17 protein-coding genes and 1 pseudogene are annotated in these 25,061 nt (G+C 73.4%); 15 read left to right on the top strand and 3 right to left on the bottom strand.

What is annotated here, in order from left to right; all coding sequences use genetic code 11:
- Nucleotides 1-207 precede the first annotated feature (207 nt).
- The 6 genes from QRN89_RS03845 to QRN89_RS03820 all read left to right on the top strand — a co-directional run bounded on the left by QRN89_RS03845 (nucleotide 208) and on the right by QRN89_RS03820 (nucleotide 6,591).
- Complete coding sequence (locus QRN89_RS03845; RefSeq protein ID WP_290347929.1) at nucleotides 208-1,248, top strand: pyridoxal-phosphate dependent enzyme; 1,041 nt, start codon at nucleotides 208-210, stop codon at nucleotides 1,246-1,248.
- Nucleotides 1,249-1,299: 51 nt separating this feature from the next.
- The gene (locus tag QRN89_RS03840) at nucleotides 1,300-2,145 is read left to right on the top strand and encodes a Rossmann-like domain-containing protein (RefSeq protein WP_290347928.1); all 846 of its coding nucleotides are present in this window, start codon (nucleotides 1,300-1,302) and stop codon (nucleotides 2,143-2,145) included.
- Entirely contained in the window at nucleotides 2,142-3,521 is a 1,380-nt protein-coding gene (locus tag QRN89_RS03835) for an MFS transporter (RefSeq protein WP_290347927.1), read from the top strand. Before QRN89_RS03840 ends, QRN89_RS03835 begins: the two co-directional genes overlap by 4 nt.
- A gap of 248 nt (nucleotides 3,522-3,769) precedes the next feature.
- Nucleotides 3,770-4,789, top strand: coding sequence for a FecCD family ABC transporter permease (locus tag QRN89_RS03830; protein WP_435833296.1), 1,020 nt, complete (start codon nucleotides 3,770-3,772; stop codon nucleotides 4,787-4,789).
- A gap of 1 nt (nucleotide 4,790) precedes the next feature.
- Nucleotides 4,791-5,564, top strand: coding sequence for an ABC transporter ATP-binding protein (locus tag QRN89_RS03825; protein ID WP_290347925.1), 774 nt, complete (start codon nucleotides 4,791-4,793; stop codon nucleotides 5,562-5,564).
- Nucleotides 5,565-5,580: 16 nt separating this feature from the next.
- Complete coding sequence (locus tag QRN89_RS03820) at nucleotides 5,581-6,591, top strand: ABC transporter substrate-binding protein (protein ID WP_290347924.1); 1,011 nt, start codon at nucleotides 5,581-5,583, stop codon at nucleotides 6,589-6,591.
- A gap of 431 nt (nucleotides 6,592-7,022) precedes the next feature.
- On the opposite strand, the gene QRN89_RS03815 is transcribed toward QRN89_RS03820, so the two are convergent.
- The 3 genes from QRN89_RS03815 to QRN89_RS03805 all read right to left on the bottom strand — a co-directional run bounded on the left by QRN89_RS03815 (nucleotide 7,023) and on the right by QRN89_RS03805 (nucleotide 10,722).
- Entirely contained in the window at nucleotides 7,023-8,312 is a 1,290-nt protein-coding gene (locus tag QRN89_RS03815; RefSeq protein WP_290347923.1) for a cation:proton antiporter domain-containing protein, read from the bottom strand.
- On the bottom strand, nucleotides 8,299-8,937 hold the full coding sequence (locus QRN89_RS03810) for a flavin reductase family protein (protein ID WP_290347922.1): 639 nt from the start codon (nucleotides 8,935-8,937) through the stop codon (nucleotides 8,299-8,301). Before QRN89_RS03810 ends, QRN89_RS03815 begins: the two co-directional genes overlap by 14 nt.
- A gap of 186 nt (nucleotides 8,938-9,123) precedes the next feature.
- Nucleotides 9,124-10,722, bottom strand: a complete 1,599-nt coding sequence (locus QRN89_RS03805; RefSeq protein WP_290347921.1) for a tryptophan halogenase family protein — start codon at nucleotides 10,720-10,722, stop codon at nucleotides 9,124-9,126.
- Between the two features lie 256 nt (nucleotides 10,723-10,978).
- Here QRN89_RS03805 and QRN89_RS03800 point away from each other — a divergent pair, with 256 nt between their 5' ends.
- From QRN89_RS03800 to QRN89_RS03760, 9 genes and pseudogenes are all read left to right on the top strand, one after another.
- Complete coding sequence (locus QRN89_RS03800; RefSeq protein ID WP_290347920.1) at nucleotides 10,979-11,965, top strand: AfsR/SARP family transcriptional regulator; 987 nt, start codon at nucleotides 10,979-10,981, stop codon at nucleotides 11,963-11,965.
- 90 nt (nucleotides 11,966-12,055) lie between these two features.
- The gene (locus QRN89_RS03795) at nucleotides 12,056-13,567 is read left to right on the top strand and encodes an aldehyde dehydrogenase family protein (RefSeq protein ID WP_435833295.1); all 1,512 of its coding nucleotides are present in this window, start codon (nucleotides 12,056-12,058) and stop codon (nucleotides 13,565-13,567) included.
- Nucleotides 13,564-15,372, top strand: a complete 1,809-nt coding sequence (locus QRN89_RS03790) for an amino acid adenylation domain-containing protein (RefSeq protein WP_290347918.1) — start codon at nucleotides 13,564-13,566, stop codon at nucleotides 15,370-15,372. Before QRN89_RS03795 ends, QRN89_RS03790 begins: the two co-directional genes overlap by 4 nt.
- 3 nt (nucleotides 15,373-15,375) lie before the next feature.
- Nucleotides 15,376-16,125, top strand: a complete 750-nt coding sequence (locus QRN89_RS03785) for a thioesterase II family protein (RefSeq protein ID WP_290347917.1) — start codon at nucleotides 15,376-15,378, stop codon at nucleotides 16,123-16,125.
- Nucleotides 16,126-16,197: 72 nt separating this feature from the next.
- Nucleotides 16,198-16,422, top strand: a pseudogene (locus QRN89_RS03780) (MbtH family protein); the annotation flags it as partial.
- Nucleotide 16,423: 1 nt separating this feature from the next.
- Nucleotides 16,424-17,653 (top strand): cytochrome P450, encoded by a 1,230-nt coding sequence (locus QRN89_RS03775; protein ID WP_290347916.1) that lies wholly within the window; start codon nucleotides 16,424-16,426, stop codon nucleotides 17,651-17,653.
- Nucleotides 17,650-21,597, top strand: a complete 3,948-nt coding sequence (locus QRN89_RS03770; protein ID WP_290347915.1) for a non-ribosomal peptide synthetase — start codon at nucleotides 17,650-17,652, stop codon at nucleotides 21,595-21,597. The genes QRN89_RS03775 and QRN89_RS03770 overlap by 4 nt, the downstream gene beginning before the upstream one ends.
- Before the next feature lie 873 nt (nucleotides 21,598-22,470).
- Nucleotides 22,471-23,586: a winged helix DNA-binding domain-containing protein gene (locus tag QRN89_RS03765; protein ID WP_290347914.1), complete on the top strand. Its 1,116-nt coding sequence runs from the start codon at nucleotides 22,471-22,473 to the stop codon at nucleotides 23,584-23,586.
- Nucleotides 23,587-23,649: 63 nt separating this feature from the next.
- A complete protein-coding gene (locus QRN89_RS03760) occupies nucleotides 23,650-24,948 on the top strand; it encodes an MFS transporter (RefSeq protein ID WP_290347913.1) in 1,299 nt (432 codons plus the stop codon).
- Nucleotides 24,949-25,061: the final 113 nt, after the last annotated feature.

The raw sequence follows: 25,061 nt of genomic DNA, 5'->3' as shown, positions 1-25,061 counted from the left end.
AGTGTGATGCTCTCGGCTCGATCCCGTCGGTATCCAGCACGAGGAGGGCGCATGGACGAACGGAACGAGGCCCGGACGGCCGCCGGTTCGGGCATTCCGGAGGGGGTGGCCGAACCGGCGTCGTACCGGCGTGCCGGGGGTCCGGACGCCCGACGGAACCGCCGGACCGGTCCGGGCCGCAGTGCGGCCTTCTGACAGGAGAAGGGGATGTACGCGCACATAGCAGAAGCGGTCAAGAGACCCGATCTCATATCCCTGCAGCCGGACCTGGTCTGTCTGCGGTTCGAGACGATGAAGATCTACTCGGCACTGGGGGCGGTCCGCCACCTCCTGGAGTCGGGCACCGTCCAACCCGGCGACACGCTCGTCGACAGCTCGAGCGGGATCTACGCGCAGGCCCTGGCACTGGCCTGTCACCGCTACGGAATGAAGTGCCACATCGTGGGCTCCACGACCGTCGACCGCACGCTCCGCGCCCAGCTGGAGATCCTCGGCGTCACGCTGGAGCAGGTCCGGCCGTCGCAGGACCTGCGCCTCGACCAGGAGCTCCGCGTACGGCGCATCGCCGAGATCCTGAAGGAGAACCCCTCGTACCACTGGATGCGGCAGTACCACGACGGCATCCACTACCACGGCTACCGCGACGTGGCCGACACCATCGCCCGGGAGGTGCCCGACGGCCCCCTGGCGCTGGTGGGCGGCGTGGGCTCGGGAGCCTCCACCGGCGCCATCGCCACCTATCTGCGCGACGCCGGCCGCGACGTGGCGCTCGTCGGTGTACAGCCCTTCGGCAGTGTCACCTTCGGATCGGAGCAGGTGCCGGATCCCGACATGATCATCGCGGGGATCGGCAGCGCCATCGAGTTCCGGAACGTCCGGCACGAGCTCTACGACAGGATCCACTGGGTCAACTTCGACTGCGCGCTGTCCGGCGCGGTCGAACTCCTCCGGAGCAGCGGCATCTTCGCGGGTCTGTCGACCGGCGCCGCCTATCTGGCCACCCGGTGGGAACGCGCTCGGGACGCCTCCCGCACCTACGTCTTCATCGCGGCCGACACGGGCCACCGCTACGTCGAGAGCGCCTACGCCCGGCACGCGGAGGCCGAACCCGTCGACGCCCTGAAACCGCACGAGATCGCCTCGCTCGACGAGCTGAGACTCCCCTGGTCGACCACCTCCTGGTCCGGCGGCCACCGCAGCGCGGGGCCGAGGCCCGCCGGCAAGTCCGTCAACCGCGCCGGCGGTTGACCGGACGACCCCGCCCCAGCAGCACCCACGACTCCGACGAGGGAACCCGAAATGCCACACCCCCAACCGCAGACGGTCGCCGAACTGACCGACGCCGTGCTGTCGGGCGCCTACGGCCCCGACCCCGAGGACCTGGCCGTCACCAGCGCGTTCTGGCTCTACCACACCACCCGGCTCGCCGGGAGCGAGGTGACCTACCACAACCACTACCTCGTGCTCCGGGTCGGACACTCCTTCGGCGCCTGCTCCTTCGAGGCCGGTGAACTCGCCCCCGACTTCTGCGAGAACGCCTCCGGCCACACCCTCGACACACTGCTGCGGCACGACGCGACGCCGGTCCGCGTCGCCGCCCTGGACGCGTACCTCTCCCGGGCGCGGCCGCACCGGGAGGCGGACGGGGCCGAGCCGGTCGCGCTGCCGGGCGGAACGCCGGAGGCCCGTGCCCGCGCCCGTGACGCGTCCATCGCCGGTCTCCTCGACATCGAGCCGGGGACGAAGGTCGCGCTCATCGGTGTGGTCAATCCGCTGGTGGCGGCGATACGCGAGCGGGGCGGCGTCTGTCTGCCCTGTGATCTGAACCTTCGCACCACGCAGTGGGGCGAGCAGGTCGCCGACGACATGACCGAGGTGCTCAGGGAAGCCGACGCCGTCGTGGCCACCGGAATGACCCTCAGCAACGGCACGTTCGACCTCATCCTCGAGCACTGCCGGGAACAGGGCGTTCCACTGGTCGTCTACGCGCAGACCGGCAGCGCGGTCGCCCGTGCGTTCCTGTCCGGCGGAGTCACCGCCCTGAACGCCGAACCCTTCCCCTTCTCGCAGTTCAGCGCCGATCCGACGCTCATGTACCGCTACCGCGCCGGCGTGCCGGCGCGCGAGAGGGTGGACGGATCGTGAGCACCCACGCCGAGAAGCCCGGGCCGGACCGCGAGGCGGCGGTTCGCGAGAGGCCGGACCGCGAGGCGGCGGCCCCTGGGGCATCGTTCCGCGGGGCGACCGGCCGGGACACGGACCGCGAGGTGACGGACCGCGAGGCCGCCGAGCCGGAGGAGGCACTGCCGAGCGATCCGAGGATGGTCCGTGCCCTGTGGCCCGTCCTGCTCGCCTCGGCCGTCGGCCTGCTGCCGTTCACCGTCTTCAGCACCTACCTGGTGCCCATCGCCGACGACGCCGGGAGCAGCGTCGCCGCCGTGGGCGGCCTGCGCGGACTCGGCGGCCTGGCCGCCCTGTTGGTGGGCGCCGCCCTTGCGCCCTTCATCGACCGGGCGCGCAAGGAGTGGGCGATCGCGGGCGGACTCGCCGCCCTCGGTGTCTCGGCGGCGCTGGGCGCGAGCGGGGACTTCGTCCCGCTGGCGGTGTTCTGTCTGCTGGTCGGCGCGAGTACGTCCGTGCTGAACCCGGCTCTCACCGCGGCGGCCGCCGACCGCTACGGAACGGGCAAGGCGGCCGGCCGGGCAGCGACGCTCGTCACGGCCACACAGTCGATGACGGCGATGCTCGCGGCGCCGGTCGTGGCCCTGCCCGCGCTCCTCTGGGGGTGGGAGGGCGACCTGATCGCCGTGGCCGGCGCCTCGGTCCTCCTCGCGGTCGTCTTCCTCGCACGGGGCGGGCGGAGCGGGCCGGTGCGCGCAGGCGGCGAACGGCACCTCGGCTACGCCGCGTCGTTCCGGGCCCTGGCGGCTGTGCGAGGGGCCGTGCCGCTGCTGCTCGTCTCCCTCCTCCGCACCGCGGTGTTCATGGGCTACCTCGCCTACCTGGCCGCCTTCTACGACGGCCGTTTCCACCTCGCCCCGGGACTCTTCGCGTTCGTCTGGACGCTGAGCGGCGCGTCGTACTTCGTGAGCAATCTCCTCACCGGGCGGATCACCAACTCCGCCGCACCCCGGCTCCGTACCGAGAGCCTGCTGGCCGTCGGTCTGGTCGCCGCCCTGGCCTCGGTCGTGGGCTTCTACTTCACCCACTGGCTGCCGCTCGCCCTCACACTGACCTCGCTCCACGCGGCCGCCCACGCGGTCGTGGCCGCGTGCTCCGTCAGCCTCCTCGTGCGGCGCTGCGGCTCTCTGCGCGGCACGGCCCTGAGCCTCAACTCCGCGGGCCAGAGCCTCGGGGTCTTCATCGGCGCGGCCCTGGGCGGCGCCGGGCTCGGACTGGCCGGCTTCCCGGGCGTCGCCGCCGTCTTCGGCGCTCTCGTCCTCGTGGCGCTCGGTGCCGCCCTCCTGGTGTCCCGGCGCGGCGCGGGGAAGCGGGAACCAGAGGCGCCGGGCGCGGAGTAACCGACGCGCGACGTGCCGCCCGACCGCCGCCGTGAGCGGGCGGCACGCCAGGGGGCGCCCGTACCCCCGCCGCATGCACCCCGTTCTGCATGCACCACGTTCCACGACCGATGCGAAAGGCCGGCACCATGTCCCCGCCCACGATCCCCACCCCGACGACCACCACCGGCGCGGCCGGGCCGGCAGGTGCCGTGCCCGCCGGACCCGCCACCGGCGCGAAGGGCCGGCTCGCCACCCGCACCGGACTCGTGGCGATCTGCGCCGTCCTGTCCACCGCTCTCCTGGCCTCCGTCGTCGTGGCCGTCGGCCTGGGCTCGGCCGTGATCACGCCGGGGGAGACCGCCCGGTACCTGTGGGCGGCCGTCAGTGGTGGGAGCATCGCCGCGAACGAGTTGACCACGTATCAGATCGTCTGGCAGATCCGTACGCCCCGGGTCCTGCTCGCGGCGCTGGTCGGCGCCGGGCTGAGCGCGATCGGCGTCGCCATCCAGGCCATGGTGCGCAACGCCCTCGCCGATCCGTTCGTCCTCGGCGTCTCGTCGGGTGCCTCCGTCGGTGCCGTCGGCGTCTCCGTGACCGGGGGCCTTGCGGCGCTCGGCATCCACGCGGTCTCCGCCGGCGCCTTCATCGGCGCACTGGCGGCGTCGCTCCTCGTGTACGCGGCCTCCGCGGGCCGAGGCACGCTGTCGCCGCTGCGCCTGGTGCTGACGGGGGTCGCCATGTCGCTCGGGTTCCAGGCGGTCATGAGCCTGATCGTCTACTCCGCCCCGGACAGCGAGGCGACGAGCATGGTCCTGTACTGGACGATGGGCAGCTTCGGTGCGGCGACCTGGGGCGCCCTGCCGGCCGTGTCCGCGGTCGTGCTCGCGGGGCTGGTCCTGCTGTACCGGCACGGCCGGGCGCTGGACGTCCTGGCCCTCGGGGACGAGACCGCCGCGAGCCTGGGCGTCAGCCCGGACCGGCACCGCAAGGGCCTTCTCGTGCTCGTCTCGCTCGTGACGGGCGCGATGGTCGCCGTCAGCGGTGCCATCGCGTTCGTCGGCCTGGTCATGCCGCATGTGGTGCGCATGGCCGTCGGGGCCACCCACGCCCGCGTGCTGGCCGTCGCGCCCCTGGCCGGGGCGGTGTTCATGGTGTGGGTCGACCTGGTGTCCCGGACGCTGGTCGCGCCGCGTGAACTGCCGCTCGGCGTCATCACCGCTCTCGTCGGCGTGCCGGTGTTCATCACCCTGATGCGCCGCAAGGGCTACATGTTCGGGGGCCGTTGAGATGGACCTGACCCTCGACGGGCTCTCGGTGGTGACCGACGGCCGGAGCCTGGTGCGCGAGCTGTCCCTGGAGGTGGAGAGCGGCCGGGTCGTGGGCCTGGTCGGTCCGAACGGCAGCGGGAAGTCCACCGCCCTGCGGTGCGTGTACCGCGCGCTCAGGCCCACGTCCGGCACGGTCCGGGTAGGCGAGGACGACCTCTCCCGCATGACCTTGCGCCGCAGCGCGCAGGTCGTCGCCGCCATGACCCAGGACGGCACCCTCGACCTCGACTTCACGGTCGAGGAGGTCGTCGCGCTCGGACGCACCCCGCACCTCCGGGGCATCCAGGCACTCGGCCGGCGGGAACGGGACCTGTGCGAGCGGACGATGGAGCGGCTGGACATCCGCCATCTCGCCCGCCGGGGTGTGCTGACCCTGTCGGGCGGGGAGCGCCAGCGCGTCCTGCTGGCGCGGGCGCTGGTCCAGGAGCCGCAGGTCCTGGTGCTGGACGAGCCGACCAACCATCTCGACGTCCGCCACCAGGTCGAGCTGCTCTCGCTCCTTCGCGGCTGCGGGCTCACCGTCCTGGTCGTGCTGCACGACCTCAACCTCGCCGCGGCCGCCTGCGACCGCCTCGGCGTGCTGTCCCGGGGGCGCCTGGTGGCGGCCGGTCCGCCCGCGGACGTCCTCACCACCGAACTGGTCGAAGAGGTCTTCGGCGTCAGGGCCGTCGTCGTCCCCCATCCGCTGACGGGCGGCCCCCAACTCCTCTACTCGCTCAACCCCTCTCCCTGAAAGGCACATCCACGACATGCGTACCACCCGATCTCCCGGCTCGGTGCGGCGCCGTGCCGCCCTCGCCTCCTCCCTCGCCGGCGCCCTCCTGCTCGGCGGCTGCGGTGCCGAGGTCGAACCTGACGCCGGGACGTCCGGCAAGGTCACCGTCGAGCGCTGCGGCGAGCCGGTCCCGTACACGATCCCGAAGCGCGCCGTCGCGTACGAGGGCGGAAGTGCCGACAAGCTGTTCAGCCTCGGCCTCACCGAGCACGTCCACGGCTATGTGATGCCGCCCGCGAACCCGCCCGTGAGCGAGTCCCCGTGGGCGTCCGAGTACGCCAGGGTGAAGATGCTCAGCGACGACCTCCTCAACAAGGAGGTCGTCGTGGAGGCCAGGGCCGACCTGGTCGTGGCGGGCTGGAACTCCGGCTTCAAGGACGAGCGGGGCATCACCCCCGAGATCCTGGACAAGCTCGGCGTCCAGAGCTTCATGCACACGGAGAGCTGCTTCAACTACCCCCGCTACCCGCAGAAGGTCACCCCGTTCGAGGCGCTGTACACCGACCTTCGCCGGCTCGGCAGGATCTTCCGGGTCGAGGACCGGGCGGACGAGGTCGTCGACGGCCTGAAGCAGCGCGTGGAGGCGGTCAGGGCCCAGGCGCCGAAGGGCGATCCGGTGCCCGTGTTCCTCTACGACTCGGGCACCGACCAGCCGTTCACCGCGGGCAGCCAGGTACCGCCCACGGACATCATCGGCACCGCGGGCGGCAGGAACGTCTTCGCCGGACTGGAGCAGCGGTGGACCCAGGTGAACTGGGAGGCCGTGGCCGAGGCCGAGCCCGAAGTGATCATGATCCTGGACTACGGTGACCAGCCCGCCCGGAAGAAGATCGAGTTTCTGAGGAAGTCCCCCCACACGAAGGAACTTCCCGCGGTGAAGAAGAACAACTTCTTCGTCCTCGACTACAACGAGGGCATCAGCGGGCCGCGGAACGTCGACGGCCTGGAGAAGTTCGCGAAGTACCTGCGCACGCTCGATCGCTGACCGCGTCCTGCGGGCGGGGCCGTGTCGGCACGGAGACGGGCCCGCGGCGCCGAGCCGTATCCGCACGGGCGTCGGCGCGCGGCGCGGTCGCCGCGCGCCGGTGCCTCACGGACCCCCGGGTGTGCGCCCCGTGATCGCCCCGCGTTCCGGGTGCGGCCCGGCCCCGGCAGCCGCCGCACGGGGTACGGGCAGACCCCGGCACCGGCGTGCGGAGCTGGACGGGCTCCGGCATCGCTCGCGCGGACACGGGCACGGGCCGGTCCCGGTAGCCGCCGCACGGGGTACGGGCAGACCCCGGCATCCCTCGCGCGGACACGGGTACGGGCGGACTCCCGCCCCGGGCCGTGACCTCCCGTCCGGACGGGCGGCCTGCCGGTGAGCGGTTGCCCATCGGCGGGGCGCCGGGCCGGGCGCCGCCCGGGGCGTGCCGCTCAGCCCGACGGCGCGGCGGTGTCCGCCGGGGTCCTCGCCGTCGGCTCCGTGGCCACCTGCCTCTTCCCGCGCCGGAAGTGACTGACGGCCGGGGCGGTGAGAGCCGTGGTGATCAGTGCCACCAGGACGAGCATGGTGAAGAGGTCCGGGCCGATCACGCCCAGTTCGAGGCCGATGGTCAGCACCACCAGCTCCGTCAGGCCCCGGCAGTTCATCAGGGCCCCGATCGACATCGCCTCCCTCCAGGGCTGCCCGCACATCCGGGCCGCGCCGGCCGCTCCGCCCCATTTGCCGAGCACGGCCACCGCGAGCAGCGCGCCGGTCCACAGCCATTGCGCCGGGTCCGCCGCCAGGGCGCCGATCTCCGTGCTCAGCCCGGTGTGCACGAAGAAGAGCGGCAGCAGCACCGGCACCACCACCGCGCGCAGCCGCGCGGCCGACGCCTCGACACGGCGGTGGCCGCGCGGCGTGGCCACGCCGAAGAGGAACGCGCCGAACAGCGTGTGCACCCCGATCAGGTCCGTGGCCAGCGCGGACAGGCACAGACCGCTGAACAGCAGGACCAGGACCACCCCGTCGTTGGCCCGGTCCGCACGCCCCCGCGCCGCCCAACGGGCGAGCAGGGGACGGACCACCAGCACCATCGCGACGCCGAAGGCGACCGTGAGCCCGGCCGCCGACAGGGCGTCGAACGGCGACCCGGCCGCGGTGAGCGCCACCACCAGCGCCAGCAGGCACCAGGCAGCCACGTCGTCCACCGCCGCGCACGCCATCGCGAGCGCGCCGAGCGGCGTCCCGTACAAGCCCCGGTCGACCAGGATCCGGGCCAGCACCGGGAACGCCGTGACACTCATGGCCACCGCCATGAACAGGGCGAAGGGCACGAACCCCACCCCGTCCGGGGCCAGCCGGCTATACAAGGGGAGGGCCAGCAGCGCGCCGAGGCCCAGCGGCACGAGCATGCCCGCCTGGCTGACGGCCACCGCCGTGCGTGAACTGCCGCGCAGCGCGCCGAGGTCCAGCTCCAGCCCGACGAGGAACATGAAGCCCAGCAGGCCGAGCTGTCCGAGCACCGAGGTGTATGGCAGGACCGACTCCGGGAACAGCCAGTGCTGCGCCTCCGGCCACAGCCAGCCGAGCAGCGACGGGCCGAGGACGATGCCCATCGCGATCTCGCCGATCACGGGCGGCTGGCCGAACCTCCGCAGGAGCGCGGCGCCGGCCTGGCACGCGAGGATCGCCGCCGGTACGGCCACGAGCACCGCCGGCATGATCTCAGCTGCGGACACGGGCGGCTCCTTCGGGAGGCACGGCGGAGGGCGGGAGGGGGGACGCGGCCGGCGGCGGAGCGGCCGCGGCGGCTGACCACCCCGCGTAGCGGCGCAGCCCGTACAGCAGCGGCTGCGCCGACGGGCGGACGGTGACCCGGTGCGCCTCGGCGAAGACCGCCGTGTGGTCCCCGAAGTCCGCGGTCTTCACGACCGCGCAGTCGGCGACGGCGTGGGCGGACGCGGTCAGGTGCGGACCACTCGCCCCCAGCGGAAGCCGCCACTCGGTGCGTTCGAAGCGTGCCGGATCCCCGGAGGCGAACAGGTCCGAGGTGGCCCGGGCCCGCTCGTGCAGCAGGTTGAGCGCGAACTGGCCCTGCGCGAGCAGTGCTTCCAGGGTCGGGCTCGCCGTCCGGATGCACACCACCAGGGTGGGCGGGGCCAGGGCGACGCTCGCCAGCGAGCTGCACGTCAGGCCGCGGGGCAGGCCGTCGGCGTCGAGGGTGGTGACGACGGATACGCCCGAGGGGAAGGCGGCCATGAAGGGGCGGAGGTCCGCCTCGCGGAGGACGACGGGATCCTCCGCCGATGTCCCTGCGGCTGCGTCTTGATCCGGTATCTCCGGATGGGGAGAGAAAGTGGGCATGTCTGACTCCCTGTGGATGACGAAGCAGTGCGGCCCGGTGCCCGGCGGACGTGCGCCGGGCACCGGGCCGTGGGAGCGGCGCCGGACCGGGCCCTGGATCGGCCCGGGTCCGTGCCGGGGTGCTTGCGGAGCCTGGAGGGGGTCGGGGCGGGGGCCGGGGGAGTGGAGCCCCCGCCCCCGGTCGGCCTACGAGTGCAGTCGCGTCAGGTACTCGTAGGCGCTCGGCAGCGTCTCCAGCAGGTTCTGCTGCTGACGCTTGACCGTCTCGAACAGCGGTTCGGCGCCCGCCACGGACTCCGGCTTGTAGGCCAGCGCCGGGAGCGGCGCGTCCGGCTCCAGGCCCAGGCCGGCGAAGATGCAGTAGTAGCTGCCGTTGGTCCAGAAGTTGCGGAACTCGGCCTCGAAGTTGCCGTAGTACGTCGACTCGTCGGTGATGGGGGAGTTGATGGGCAGCCCGGCGCGGTACGCCGCTATCTTCTGCTGGATGTTGTCGGGCAGGGTCAGCTTCTTGTTCGCCTGCCAGAAGGGCGTGTCGTTGCGCGGGGCGTAGAAGAAGTGCGCCTGGATGAAGTCGCGGGTGTCGTCGAACATCACCTCGATCTCGCGGTTGAAGGCGTCGATCAGACCCTCGTTGAAGGTCGCGTCGGGGAAGTGCTTGGCGAGCTGGTAGATGGCCGCGGTGATGAAGTAGATGCCGGTGGACTCGAGCGGCTCCAGGAAGCACGAGGACAGCCCGATGCTGACCACGTTCTTCACCCAGGCCCGGCGGTTGCGCCCCACCCGGAAACGGATGTGGTTGAACGCCGTCTTCTCCGGGTCCAGACCCCACATCGCGGCGAACTCGGCCGTCGCCTCGTCCTGGTCGGTGAACTTGCCGGAGTACACGTAGCCGGTGCCGAATCGGCCCAGCATCGGGATCTTCCACGCCCAGCCCGAGGACATCGCGATCGCCGAGGTGTACGGCTCCACGCCGCCGGCCTCGTCGTCGTGCGGGACGGCGGTGGCGACCGCGCTGTCGCACAGCAGGTGGTCGCTCATGTCGATGAACGGCTCGGCCATCGCCTTGTTGATCAGCAGCCCGCGGAAGCCGGAGCAGTCCACGAAGAGGTCGGCGTCCAGGTCCTTGCCGCCCTTCGTCCGCAGCGAGGTGACGAAGCCCCGCTCGTCCTGGACCACTTCGGTCATCTCGTCCTCGACGTGGCGGACGCTCTGCTTCTCGATGGCGAAGCGGCGCAGGAAGTCGGCCACGAGCTGGGCGTCGAAGTGCCAGGCGTAGCGGGTGGCCGAGCGCCCGTCGAGCCAGCGCGGCGCCTTCATCGCGTCCATGATCGGGGGCTCGCGGAAGCAGGCGTAGTCGAACGGCTCCGTGGTGCGGCCCTCGTACTTGCGCTTGAACCAGTAGTGCGACAGCGGCGTCTGGTCGTAGTCGGGCAGCAGACCGAACGGGTGGTAGAAGTGGTCGGGCCGGCCGTCGGGCAGTGTCCTGGCCGTCGACTCGCCCTGGCCCTCGGTCCGCCAGTTCACGAACCGCACGGCCATCTTGAAGCTGGCGTTGCACTCCCGCATCCACTCGTCCTCGGGGATGCCGAGGTAGTCGAAGAACGCGCGCTGCAGGTTGGGCACGGTCGCCTCGCCGACCCCGATCCGCGGAATCGTCGGCGCCTCCAGCACCGTGATGTCGACCGTTCCCTGGAGAGCCTTGCCGAGATACGCGGCCGTCATCCAGCCGGCCGTGCCGCCGCCCAGGATGACGACCTTCTTCAGTCGGGTGTCGGTGCTGGTCATGGAGCAGCCCTCATTTCGGAGTCGGGTGTCGCGGTCGGGCGCCCGGGAGCCGGCGGAGAGGCGGGCCGGACGCGGCTCGACCGACCGGGCAGGGCCTGAACTCCGGCGCCGGCCGGGACCGTCGAGGCCTCAGTGTGCGCGGCCGCTCTATGACGGAACTACAGAGGCGCTATCCGGCCGGTATAGGCCGGATGTAGACCCCGGGAACACAATCGCCGCAGGCAGAACGGCGTGCGGCGGACCCCAGGAGGAAGCGATGACCACCGCGGTGACCGGAATCGCACGGCATGCGGTACGCATCCGCTTCCTCGGCGACTTCGAGCTGACCGTGAACGGCGACCCGGTGCGCCGCTGGCGCGCCGGAAAGGCGCGGGGCCTCTTCCAGTACCTCGTCATCCACCGCGGCCAGACCCTCACCCGCGACCGGCTGTACGAGGCACTGTGGCCCGGCTCCGACGGGGCGGCCGGCGACAGCTCGCTGAAGGTCGCGGCGCACGCACTGCGCCGGGTCCTCGACGCCCACCCCGACGGACCCGGCGAGTCCGGAATCCGGCTGCACTACCGCGACTTCGGCTACGCCCTCGACATCGCCGACCTCTGGTCGGACGTGGACCGCTTCCAGGAGCTCGCCCACACCGGTCTGCGGGCCGCCGCGTCCGGCGACCGGGCCCTCGCCCGCGAGCGGCTGCGGTCCGCCGTCGCCCTGTACGGCGGCGAGTTCCTCCGCGGCGAGTGCGCCGACTGGGTCGCCGAACACCGCGAGTACCTGCGGTCGCTGGCCCTGCGAGCCCTGGACGTGCTGCGCGCCGACGCCGCCGAGCGCGAGGACTTCCCGGACCTCATCGAGGTCTGCCGCCGCACCCTCGGCATCGACCGTCACCACGAGGAGACGTACCGGGCCCTCATGGCGGCGCACGGCGTGCGCGGCGAACACGCCTGCGTGCGCCGCTGGTACGAGCTGTGCGCCCGCCGGCTGCGGGACGACCTCGCGGTGGCCCCGTCCCGGGAGACCGACCGGCTGCTGCACGCGATGCTGCCCGCCCGGGCCGCCGTCCCCCCGCCGCACACCGCACCGATGACGGCCGCGGCGCTCCCGGGGCTCCGCCCGCGGGCCGTACGGCGGGCCCGGCCCGACGCCCGGGCAGCCGCCCTGGGCCTTGCCGCCCCCACGGCCGGCCTCCGGGCCGGGCCCCTGCCCCCCACGGCTGCCCCGGGACTCGTCCCGCCCGCGCGAACCCAGTGACCGAGCCATCCCAGTGAGGAATCCACCGTGACCGTGCTGACCGTGCCGCAGGACTCCGCCTCACCATCGGCCGAGCCGCCCGCACCCGCCCTGCCGCCCCGCCACGACGACCAGTGGATCGGCGGCCGCTGGACGGCCTCCGACGCCGACGGCCGCCTCGTCGTCACCGACCCCGGCACCGAACGACCCCTCGCCACCGTGCCCGCGGGCACCCCGCGCGACGCCGACCTCGCCGTACGCGCCGCCGCCCGCGCCTTTCCCGGCTGGGCCGCCACGCCCGTGCGGGAACGGGCCGGACTGCTGCGCCGCGTGGTGGAGGGACTGGAGCGCCGCGCCGAGGAGTTCGCCCGGATCATCACCGCCGAGGTGGGTGCTCCCACCCGCGTGGCGCTGCAGACCCAGGTCGGGCTGGCCGTGGGCATGGCCGCGCACTGCGTGGAGACCGCCGCCTCCTACGGCTTCGAGGAGAGGGTGGGCCACTCTCTGGTGGTGCGTGAGGCGGCCGGTGTCGCCGCCTGCATCACCCCGTGGAACGTGCCGCTGCTGCTCACGGTGCAGAAGCTGCTGCCCGCCCTCGCGGCAGGCTGCACCGTCGTGCACAAGCCCAGCGAACTCACTCCGCTGCACGCCCGGCTCCTCGCCGAGGTGTTCGCCGAGGCCGACCTGCCGCCCGGTGTGGTGAACATGGTCGTGGGCACCGGTGACACCCTCGGTACCGCGCTCGTCTCCCATCCCCTCGTCGACGTGGTGTCCCTGACCGGGTCCACCCGCGCCGGGCGTCAGGTGTCGGCCCTGGGCGCCGACGGGGTCAAGCGGATCCACCTGGAGCTCGGCGGCAAGAACGCGAGCCTCGTCCTGGACGACGCCGATCTCGGCGCCGCCGTCGGCGCCACGGTCGACCAGGTGCTGTTCAACACCGGCCAGACCTGCCTGCAGTGGAGCCGGCTGCTCGTGCCCCGGGAGCGCCAGGACGAAGCCGTGGAACTCGCCGGCCGGATCATGGACGGCTACGTGACCGGCGACCCCCGCGACCCCGCGACGGACCTGGGCCCGCTGGTGTCCGCCGCCGCGCACGCCCGCGTGGCCGAGTACATACGCCGCGGCGTGACGGAGGGCGGCGCCCGGCTGGTCCACGGCGGCGCCGGCCGGCCCGACGGCCTGCACACCGGCTACTACGTCCGCCCCACGATCTTCGCCGACGTCGACCCGCTGACCACCGTCGCGCAGGAGGAGATCTTCGGGCCGGTGCTGTGCGTCATCCCCTACGACGACGAGGACCAGGCCGTACGGATCGTCAACGGGACGCGCTACGGACTGCACGGCGCGGTCTGGTCGGGCGACGACGCCCGGGCCGAGCGCGTGGCACGCCGGTTCCGTACCGGCCTCGTCGACGTCAACGGCGGCTCGTTCAACCCCGCCGCCCCGTTCGGCGGGTTCAAGCAGTCCGGCATCGGCCGCGAGTGCGGCGCCGCCGGACTGGAGGCCTTCCTCGAGACCAAGTCGATGCAGCTGCCCCAGGCGTCCGGCGGCCAGGTGGTCGGCCCGCGTCTGCGTGCCACCGCGCCGGCCGTCGACAACGGCCAGGAGAGGAACGACGCATGACCGCCCACCCCGCCCCCACGCGGCCGGACACCACCCCGCCGCCCCTGTTCGCGGCACTGGAGCGCTGGACCCGCGAACGGCCCGGCGACCCTGCGGTCAGCGCCGAGGACGGCGAGCTGAGCCACGCCGGACTCACCGCACGCACCGCGGCCATCGCCGCCGCGCTGTCCGGCGCCGGGGCCGGTCCCGAGACCGCCGTCGGCCTGCTCCTCGGACGGTCCCGGGACAGCGTGCCCGCGCTGCTGGCCGTGTGGAGCCTCGGCGCCACGGCCGTGCCGCTGGACCCCGGGCACCCCGTCGAACGGCTCGCGTCCGTACTGCGCGACTCCGGCGTCGCCGTCCTGGTCGCCACGGAGGTGCCCGCCGGGCTGGACGTCACCGGCGTCCGCACCCTCGACCCGGTGGGCCCCGCCTGCCGGGTGAGCGCCGCGACCGGCCCGCTCGACGTGGCGACGCCGGGGCCGGACACCTGCGCGTACGTCATCTACACCTCGGGCACCACCGGCCGCCCCAAGGGTGTCGAGGTCACCTACCGCGGCCTCGACGTCTTCGTGCGCGCCCTCGCCGGACTCGGCCTGCCGCCCGGCGGACTGGGCCTGAACGCCGTCTCGCCCGCCTTCGACGGCTGGTTGTGGTGCACCCTGCTGTACCTCGTGCACGGCCAGGGCGTCGCCCTGGTGGACCTGTCCCTCGACGGGCTGCGGCGGGCCGCCGACGCCGGCCGCGAACCGATCCCCGCCGGACTGCGCACCGCCTCCCTCACCCCGTCGCTGCTCGCCGCCCACGGCGGGGCGCTGACCGGGGCCGAGGCCGTCGTGGTCGCCGGTGAGCAGTGCCCGGCCGCTCTCGCCGAGCGCTTCTCCCGCGGCCGGCGGCTGCTCAACGTGTACGGCCCGACGGAGGTGACCATCGCGGCCACCTGGGCCGACAGCGAGCGGGGTGACGACGTGAGCGCCATCGGACGGCCACTGCCGGACTACCGCGCCTATGTGCTCGACGACGACCTGATCCCGGTCGCGGAAGGCACGGAGGGCGAGCTCTACCTCGGCGGACCCGCCGTGGCCCGCGGCTACCGCAACCGGCCGGGGCTCACCGCCGCCCGGTTCCTGCCCGACCCGTTCCAGGGCGGCGGCGCCCGGATGTACCGCACCGGGGACGTCGTGCTCCGCCGGCCCGGCGGCGAACTGGAGTACCGCGGCCGGCGCGACGACCAGGTGAAGATCCGCGGCCACCGCATCGAACTGGGCGAGGTCGAGCGGGTCGCCGCCGAACTCCCCGAGGTGGTCGCCGCCGCCGCTTGCGTCCTCGGCCCGGGCGGCACCCTGGGGCTCGCGGTGGTCGCCGCCCCCGGAGCGGGCGGGGACCTGGCGGGCTCCGTGACCGGGCACTGCGCCAAGCTGCTGCCGGACGCGGCGGTGCCCACGACGGTCCGGGTCGTCGACCGTGTCCCCACCCTGGCCACGGGCAAGGCCGACCGCGGCGAGCTCGCCCGCCTGCTCGCCGCGCCCGCCCAGGAGGAGGGGACGGACAGCGCCACCGCGCGGGAGCGCGACGTCATGGCGGTCTGGGCCGAGGCCCTGGAGCGCGAGATCCCCGGACCGGACGCCGACTTCTTCGAACTGGGCGGACACTCGCTCGCCGCGGCCCGCGTCGTCGCGGACCTGCGGCGGACGACCGGGCTGCGCCTCACGCTCGGAACGCTCCTCACCCGGCCCACCGTCGCCGATGTCGCCGCCGAACTCGACCGCCTCGCCGCGGAGTCCGGGGCACCGGACACCACGCTGCGCACCGCCGAGGGGGCCTGAGCCATGGGAAGCTGGATCTCCACCTGGCCCACCGGCCCGGACGACGGGAACCTTCCCGCACTGCTCTGCCTGCCGCAGGCCGGCGCGGGCTGCCAGCAGTTCCGTGCCTGGGCCAAGGCCCTCGCCGGAGTCGGCCAGGTCCACGGCGTGCAACTGCCCGGACGCGAGAACCGCTGGCGCGAGCCGATGCCGGAGACCTTCGGCGAGGCCGTCGAGGCGATCACCGGCGAGCTGCGCCCGATCGTCGCGGGCGGCCGCCGGCTGGTGGTCTTCGGCCACAGCTTCGGCGGTCTCCTCGGCTACGAGATCGCCCGCCGGGTGACGCCCGACGTCCTCGTGGTCAGCGCCTGCCGCGCGCCCGGGCACTGGGACGGCGCCGGGCGGGGCATCGTCGAGGACGACGAGGAACTGGACAAGCTCTTCGACACGGCCGGGCTCGACCCGGCGTTCCTCGACGAGGACACCCGGGCCCTGATGGTCGCGATGCTCCGCAAGGACGCCGTGCTGTCGCTGAGTTACACCCACACGCCCGGCGACCCGCTGCGCGTGCCGGTGCACGCCTGGAGCGCGGCCGGCGACGAGACCGTCACCGTCGGGGACCTGGCCGGCTGGGCAGCCGTCACCACGGCCGGCTTCCGGGTGCACCGCGTCGAGGGCGGCCACCACGCCGTGCTGCGGCGCCCCGCGGCGGTCCTGGAACACCTCGCCTCACTGCTGCGGGACGACACGACCGCGGCCGTCACCACCGCGTGACCGGCGGGTGATCCGCCGACAGCGCAGTCCGCTTCCCGCAGCTTCCCGCAGCACCGCCCGAGCCCGGAGGACGCCGTGCCCACGACCCATCAGGTCCTCGTCAACGACGAGGAGCAGTACGCCCTTTACCCCGCGGCACGCGAGGTGCCCGACGGCTGGACGCCGGCCGGGTTCAGCGGCAGCGAGGACGAGTGCGTGGCCCATGTGGACACGCGCTGGACCGACACCCGCCCCCGCAGCGTCCGCGACGCGACCGCCGCCGCCCGCGCCGCCACGGCCGCGGGCGAAGGAGCCTGAGATGCACATCGACCTGCTCGACCCGGGGCCCTTCGGACGCAACGACTTCTGGCCCGTGTTCACCTGGCTGCGCGCCAACGACCCCGTCCACCGGCACCCCGGACCCGACGGCGGGGATCACTTCTGGGTGCTCAGCAAGCACCGCGACATCGTGCGGGTGTACGCCGACAGCGACACGTTCAGCTCCGCACAGGGCATGCGGCTCGGCAGCGACCCCGCCGCCGTCACCGCCGTCAGCCAGCGCATGCTGATCGTCTCCGACGCCCCCCACCACACCCGGCTGAAGCGGGCCCTCTACCAGGCGTTCGGGCCCCAGCAGATGCCCCGGCTGGAAGCCCTCGTCACGCGTGTCGTCGCCGAACTCGTCGCCGAGGCCACCGAACTGGACGAACTGGACTTCATCGACCTGGCCAAGCAGCTCCCCAACAGGGTGGTCTGCGCCATGATGGGCATCCCCCGCGCCGACTGGTCCTGGATCGGGGCGCTCACCACCGACGCGTTCGACTCCCCGGACGACTCCGTGCGCAGCAACGCCCACTCGGAGATCTTCCTGTACTTCATGGAACTGCTGGCCGAGAGGCGGGCCCGCCCGGGTGACGACCTGGTCAGCCAGATCGCCCACGACACCCTCGTCGACGAGGGCGACGGCACCGAACGGCCCCTCAGCGACGAGGAGATCGTCTTCAACTGCAACGGCGTGCTCTCCGGTGCCAACGAGACCACGCGCTACTCGGCCGCCGGTGCGGTGCACATGTTCGCGCAGCTGCCGGAACAGTGGGAGCTGCTGCGGAGCCTGGGGCCCGCCGGGATCGCCCCGGCCGTCGAGGAGATCCTGCGCTGGACCACACCGGGTGTGCACGCCCTGCGGACCGCCCTGCGCGACACGGAGGTCAACGGGACGCGCATCGCCGCCGGCGACCGCGTCACGCTGTGGAACGTCTCCGCCAACCGCGACGAGGACGTCTTCACCGACCCGCACTCCTTCCGCGTCGACCGGCGGCCGAACCGGCACGTCGCCTTCGGCCACGGACGGCACCTCTGCCTCGGGGCCCGCCTCGCCCGCTTCGAACTCGGCGCCCTGCTCACCGAGATGCTCGGCACGCTCGACGGGTTCGAACTGACCGGGCCCGCGCTCTTCAACTCGTCCAACTTCACCTGGGGCATCAGGAGCCTCCCGGTGCGGCTGCTGCGCAGCCGAGTCCCCGCACCCCGAGAAAGGGCCGCGCTGTGACCACCGCACTGACCGACTTCAACCGCACCGACACGGACTTCCCCCGCACCGGCTATGCGGAGCTCCTCGCCGCACAGGCCGCCCGTACCCCGGCGGCCCCGGCCCTCGTGCACGGCGGCCGGGTCTGGACGTTCGAGGAGCTGGAGACCGCCACCAACCGGCTCGCGCACGCCCTGATCGCCCGGGGCGCCGGACCCGGTGAGCGGATCGGCCTGTGCTATCCGCGCGGCGCCGACTACGTCGTCGGATCCCTCGCGATCCTGAAGACGGGCTCCGCGATCGTGGCGCTCGACCCGGTCAACCCCGACGAGCGGCTCACCGCGATGATCGCCGACGCCGGGCCCCTGCTGGTGCTCGCGCCCCCCGAGACCGCCGCACGCCTGCCCGGGGACACGGCCCGTGCCGAGGTCGCCACCGCCGGTCTCGACCGGCCGGGCACCCCGGTCGGGGTGGCCACCGGACCCGACACCGTCAGCCACCTCATCTACACCTCCGGGTCCACCGGAACCCCCAAGGCCGTCCTGGAGCGGCACGGCGCGCTCACCAACCTGGTGCACTGGACCGCCCGCGCCTACGGGGTGCGCCCCGGGGACCGGGCGTCCTGGATGTCGACACCGGGCTTCGCCGTGCAGATCATGGAATGGCTGCCCTATCTGCCCCTCGGCGCCGCCGTCCACATTCCCGAGGCGGGCCGGGCGCAGACACCGGAGCAGATCCGCGACTGGCTCGTCGCCGAGCGCATCACCCACACCATGCTGGTCGCCGCTCTCGCCGAGCCCGTCTGGGCACTCGACTGGCCCGCGGACTCCGCGCTGCGCGTCCTGGTGACGACGGCGGAGCGCGTGCACTCCTGGCCGCCCACCGACACACCGTTCCGGGTCGTGATGACGTATGGAACCACGGAGACGACCAACGTCCTGACCTGCCTCGACCTCGGCGCGGGCGTCGACTTCACCAGCCAGGCCACGCCCGAGGCGATCCGTGCCGCCCGTCAGGTCCCCGTCGGCGTTCCCATCGCCAACATGCGGGTGCACCTGCTGGACGAGCACGACCGCCCGGTCGCCGACGGCGAGGTGGGACGGCTCCACGTCTCCGGTGCCGGCGTGGCCGCCGGCTACCACGGCCGCCCCGACCTCACCGCCGCGAAGTTCCGCACCGGCGTCGTCGTCGACGGCGACCCGCATCCGGTGCTGTACGACACCGGGGACCTGGCGCGCCGCCGCGAGGACGGCGCCGTCGAACTCCTCGGCCGCTCCGACGCCCAGGTGAAGATCCGCGGTTTCCGGGTGGAACTGGGCGAGGTCGAGACCCATGTGGCCCGTGTCGACGGCGTCACCGAGGCCGTGGTGGTCGTCCAGGAGCGCGCCGCCGACGACCGGCGGCTGGTGGCGTACGTCGCAGCGGAACCCGGCACGGACCCCCGTCCCGCCGACATCCGGGCCGCCGTGGCCCGCACCCTGCCCTACTACATGGTGCCGTCCGGCGTCGTCGTCCTGTCCGCCCTGCCCCGCCTGGCCAACGGCAAGGTCGACCGGCGCGCCCTTCCCGAGCCGCCCGAGCCCCACGACGGCGTCAGCACCGGCTACGAGCCCCCGCGCAACGAGATCGAGGACGGGCTGGTCCGGCTGTGGGCCGGGGCGTTCCGTACCGAGGTCGTCGGCATCCACGACAACTTCTTCGACCTCGGCGGCCATTCGCTGCTCGCCTTCCAGCTGATCGACGAGATCCGCCGGCGCTACGGCGTCGAACTCAGCCTGTCCGACCTGTCCTCCCGCCCGACCGTCGCCGAACTGGGCGAGATCGTCGTGACCCGGCGCGAGGGCGGACGGGACGGCTTCGGCGGACTGCCCGCCATCGTGCCCGATCCGGCCGCCCGCTTCGCGCCCTTCCCGCTGACGGAGAGCCAGCAGGCGCTGTGGATCGGCCGCGGCGGACTCGTCGACCTCGGCAACGTCGGCTGCCACGGCTACTTCGAGTGGGACAGCGAGCGCCTCGACGTACCCCGCTTCGAGACCGCGTGGCGCCGCCTCGTCGAGCGCCACGACGCCCTGCGCACCCGCATCCTCCCCGACGGCACCCAGCAGGTGTACGAGGAGGTGCCCGACCACGACATCCCCGTCACCGACCTCGGCGCGCTGGACGCGGACGCCCGCGAGGCCGAACTCGCCGCCCTGCGCGAACGGCTGGCCCACCAGGTCCTCGACGCCGACAGCTGGCCCCTGTTCGACGTACGGATCAGCCTGCTCGGCGACGGTCGCGCCCGGATCCACCTCTGCCTCGACTTCCTGGTCGCCGACGCCTGGAGCTACTTCCAGGTCCTCGTGCCGGACCTCGTCGCCTACTACGCCGACCCGTCGGCCCAACTCCCTCCGCTGGAGCTGACGTTCCGCGACTACGTGCTGGCCGTCGGCAACTCCCTGCGGGACAGCGAGCTCTACCGCCGCTCGGAGTGGTACTGGCGGGACCGCCTCGCCGGGCTGCCGCCCGCGCCGGAGCTCCCCGAGCGCCCGGCCGACGCCCCGGAGCTCCCGGTGCGCTTCGAGCGGCTCAGCCACGTCGTCCCCACCGACCTGTGGAACCGCATCCAGGAGCGGGCCGGTGACCGCAAGGTCACCCCGTCGGGAGTGCTCGCCGCCGCCTACGCCGAGATCCTCGGCAGGGCCTCCGGGCAGGCCCGGTTCACCGTCAACTTCCCGCTCTTCAACCGGCTTCCGCTGCATCCGCAGGTCAACTCCCTGCTGGCGGACACCACGACGACCCTGCTGCTGGCCGTCGAACACCGGGCCTCGACCTTCGCCGGCCGCGCCCAGGACCTCCAGCGGCGCCTGTGGGCCGACCTGGAGCACCGCTACTTCAGCGGCGTCCAGGTCCTCCGGGAGCTGACGAAACTGCGCGGCACCCTCGCCCCGGCGATGCCCGTCGTGATGACCAGCCTCGCCGGCCACCCGCCCAACTACGAGCAGAACGAACTCGGAGTGCCCGTCTACGGCATCTCCCAGACCCCGCAGGTCTCGCTGGACTTCCAGGTGTTCGAGAAGGCGGGCGGTCTCACCTTCAACTGGGACCACCTCCCCGCGGTGTACCCGGACGGGCTGATCGAGGGCATGTTCGAGGACTTCGTCGCGCTCATCGAGTCACTGGGCGAGGAGGACGCCTGGGAGCGGCACTCGCCGCCGCCCGGCGAGGAGGCGGCCCTCGCCGAAGCCGCCGGGGAACGGGACACCGGAGACGCCTGGGAACGCTACTGGGCGGGCATCGAGCGCACGGGCCGCGGCGGGGACGTCATCTGGGACGCCGACAGCGGCGAGGAGTTCTCCTGGCTGCTCGACCAGGCGAAGCGGCACTTCCGGGACGACATGCCGGTCGTCGACCTCGGCTGCGGCAACGGCCGCTACAGCCGTGAACTCGCCGCGCACTACCCGCGCGTCGTCGGTGTGGACGTGTCCACCAGCGCGATCGAGCACGCCGTCCGGGAGGCACGCGAGGAAGGGGTGGCCAACGTCGACCACCTCGCCGTCGACATGACCGACGCGGCCCAGGCCGCCGCCCTGGGCGAAGGCCCCTACAACATCTTCGTCCGTGGCGTCTTCCACGTCCTCGACGACGCGGCCCGGGCACGGCTCGCGTCCGTCGCGGGCCGGTTGCTCGGCCGCGACGGGGTGCTGATCGTCCACGAACCCGACTACTCCAGCAACTCCTTCGGCTACCTCGGCTTCGTCGGCGGCAAGCGCGGCCGGGCCGAGGACCTGGTGGGCCCGCTCGAGGCGGCCGGCGTACGGCACTCCCACCGCTTCACCCGTCCCGAACTCGCCGCGGCCTTCCCGGCGGACGACTGGGAGGTCGTGCACGACCAGGCGGTGCAACTGCACGCCGTCGACCCCGAGTCGGACTCCGAGGCGCTGCTGCTCCCCGGCTACTACGCGGTGCTCCGCCGCAGGCAGTGACGGGCCGCCTGGGCGCCGGGCCGGGTGGCCGGCTCGGTGACGCCCGGCGAGCCCCGGCCCGGAACGGGCCCGGACGGAACGGGCCCGGGCGGGCGCCCCTCGGCTCGCCACCGACCGCGCCTGGCGCCGCCCCGCACGCGCCGGTCAGGGTCCGCGCCGCCGGGCTGCTCGGGGGTTCTCGGGCACCTTGGGGTTTCCGGGGCTGCGGGGCGCCTCCGGCTTCCGGCTCGGGTCCTGACGGTCGTGGCGAGCGCGGACGGTGGGAGCGCCCGTACGGCGAGCCCGAGACCGCCGGATGCGCCGGGGCGGGCAACGGGCATCACCCGCACGCGAGCCGGGCCCATGCACGCGCCGACGGGAGTCGCCCCATGCGGGGCGGGACCCGCGGTCGCCCGCGGCCGGTGGTTCTCGCACTGGCCGGTGGCCCTCGCCCCCACGCGGGCCGGTGGGTCTCGGCGCCGAGGCCGACGTCGGGCCGGCCGGCCGGAAGGCGAGCGCTGGGCGGTGGCCGGCGTGGGACCGCGCCGGGCTGCGACAGCCATGCCCGGTGGTCCGCCCGCGGGCCGGGCGGGACAGCGGAACCGCGGGGCCGGGCGGGACAGCGGAACCGCGGTACATCGGGGCCGGGGGACGCCCCACCCCACGGGCGCACCTTCCTGCGCCGGCGGGTGCGCAAGGAACCGCCGGTCACGGCCGGTGCGCCCGTCCCCGACGGGCGGGCCCCACCGGCCTGCCCGTGCGCGGCGCGGGCTCGGCCCGCCGACGGGGCTGCCGGCCCGCCGCCAGGTGGGTGCCGGGCAGCCGTGAACAGGTGCGGCCGCGGACGGTGTCCGACGGTCCGCACGGACCACTCCGGTGAAAGACTGAGGAACTGTGGAACGACGAACCGCCGACCGGCTGCTGAGGGCACACGCACAGGCGATCGGGGGCCGGGCCCGTGAGAGGACGGTCGCCGGCGCCCTGGAGCGGGTCGTCGCCGTCCAGGCGCAGGACCTCGGCGCCGCCGCCCTCGGCCTGCGCACCCGCGTCGACGGGCTGACCGCCGAGGACGTACGTCGAGCCACGGACTCCGAACGGACCGCCGTACGCGGCTGGTTCATGCGCGGCACGCTCCAGCTCGTCCCGGCCGCCGACGCCCGCTGGCTGCTCGGTCTCCTCGGGCCCGTCCAGCTGGCCCTCGGTGCCCGCCGGCTGAGGGAACTCGGTCTGGACGAGGCCCTGTGCGACCGTGCGTCCCGGCTGATCGTGAAGGCCGTCGACGGCGAAGGGCCGCTCACCCGCGCCGAACTCACCGCACGCCTCACCACCCTGGGAGTCGAGTCCACGGGCCAGTCCGCGTTCCACCTCATCCGGCGCGCGGCACTCTCCGGACTGATCTGCCACGGCCCTCAGCGCGACGGCGAGGCCACCTTCGTCCTCCTCGACGACTGGCTGCCGGCCGGCGGCCCGCAGCCCCCGACCGGGGAGGCCGCGGAGAACGAACTCGCCCGCCGCTACCGGCGGGCACACGGACCCTCGGACGCGGCCGATTTCGCGCACTGGTCAGGATTGCGCGCCACCGTCTGCAAAAGGGCCTGGGCGGCCGTCGGAGAAGCCCCGCGGGAATGCGCGGAGGAAATTCCCCGCGGCGATGTGCGGTTGCTGCCGGCCTTCGACAACTACCTTGTCGGATACCGGCGCAGGGACCTGTCGGTGCCCGCAGCCCACGAGCGCCGCGTCTGGCCGGGCGGCGGCATCATCCGCGCGACCGTCATGGTCGACGGCTGGGCGGTGGGCACCTGGTCCGGAGGCCGGAACGGCGGTGCGCCCGTCGTCGAGCCCTTCGCCGGCGGCGAGCCGCCGGAGGCGGTGGCGACGGACGAGGTCGCGAGGGAGGGGATCGAGGCCGGGATCGCCCGCGAGAGCGCCGATCTCGCACGGTTCTACAACGCTTCTCATACGCTCTCTACGCCAGGTCTCCAACCGCCCGGATTCGTAACCGGACACTAACCGCCGGTCCGTAGCTTCAGTGCCGTCCGACAATTCCGTCCCCGATCAGAAAAGGGCGTCGACATGGCACTCGGTCGGCATTCCGATTTCAACCGCCTGTGGTTCGGGCAGACCGTCAGCAACTTCGGTGACAAGATCTCGCTGCTCGCGCTGCCGACCCTCGCGGTCGTCTTTCTCGACGGGGGAGCGTTCGAGGTCGGCGTGCTCGGCGCGCTGCGCTTCCTGCCGTTCCTCCTGCTCGCCCCGGTCGCCGGGCTCGTCGCCGACCGGGTCTCGCGCCGCATGGTCATGATCGTGGCCGACCTGGGCCGCTTCCTGGCGCTCGGCACGATCCCGCTGGCCTTCGCACTCGACTCCGTCACGATGACGCACGTCTACGTCGTGGCCTGCGCCACCGGCATCCTGACCACCTTCTTCGAGGTCTCGTACCAGTCCTGGCTGCCGCAGCTGATCGGCACCGACAACCTCGTCGAGGGCAACACCAAGCTCCAGATCAGCCGCAGCGTCGCCGAGGCGGTCGGCGCCGGCGCCGGTGGCGCGCTGATCCAGTTCCTCGGCGCCGCCCGTGCGATCACGGCGGACGCGCTCACCTTCCTCGTCTCGCTGGTCGCCCTGCTCCTCATCCGGCACCGTGAAACCCGCTCCAAGGTGGAGGAGACGAAGGCCTCGGCCAAGGCCGAGATGAAGGAGGGCCTCAAGACCCTCTTCGGAACCCCCGTCCTGCGCAGCCTGTTCACCGCCAACGTCGTCGTCAACCTCGGTGCCGCGATGGGTGACGCGCTGCTGATCGTGTACGCGTACAAGGTCCTCGACCTCAGCCCCGGCCAGGTGGGCGCGGCCTTCGCCGTGATGTCGGTCTTCGTGATCGTCGGCGCGGTGCTGTCCGAGCAGGTCTCCAAGGCACTCACGCTCGGCCGCACCCTGGTCCTGACGGCGGTCGTCCTGGGCGCCGGCTACATCCTCGTCCCGACCGGCGGCGCCGTCGCCGGCTTCGTCGGACTGATCGTGGTCCAGGCCGTCATCGGCTTCGTGTCCCCGATGTTCGACATCCACGTCCTCAGCCTGGTCCAGGGCGTCACGCCCAACGAGCAGATGGGACGCGTCAGCGGCACCGCCCTCTCGGCGGTCTACGGCGCCCTGTCCCTCGGCTACCTGGCAGGCGGCGCGCTGGGCGAGGCACTCGGCCTGACCGGCGCCCTGGCAGTCGCCGGAGCGATCACCGCCATCGGCGGTCTGACGCTCCTCGGCGGTCCCGTCGCGGCCATCAAGGAGATGCCCGGCGGCGACAGCCCCGAGGCGCAGGACACCCCGGGCGCCGAGCCCGCGGCGTCCGCCGGGGACGACGCGAAGATCCGCGCGTAGGTCTCCCCGCGCACCGGAGCGGGCGCCGGCCCCGGCCGGCACCCGCTCCGCAGCCGCACGTCAGGCCGGCGACAGCCCCGCCGCGCCCCGCCGTCTTCCTCTCGACCACACGC

It is taken from the genome of Streptomyces sp. HUAS CB01 (assembly GCF_030406905.1).
GTDB classification, from domain to species: Bacteria; Actinomycetota; Actinomycetes; order Streptomycetales; family Streptomycetaceae; genus Streptomyces; species Streptomyces chengbuensis.
This window is presented reverse-complemented; position numbering and strand designations above follow the sequence as displayed.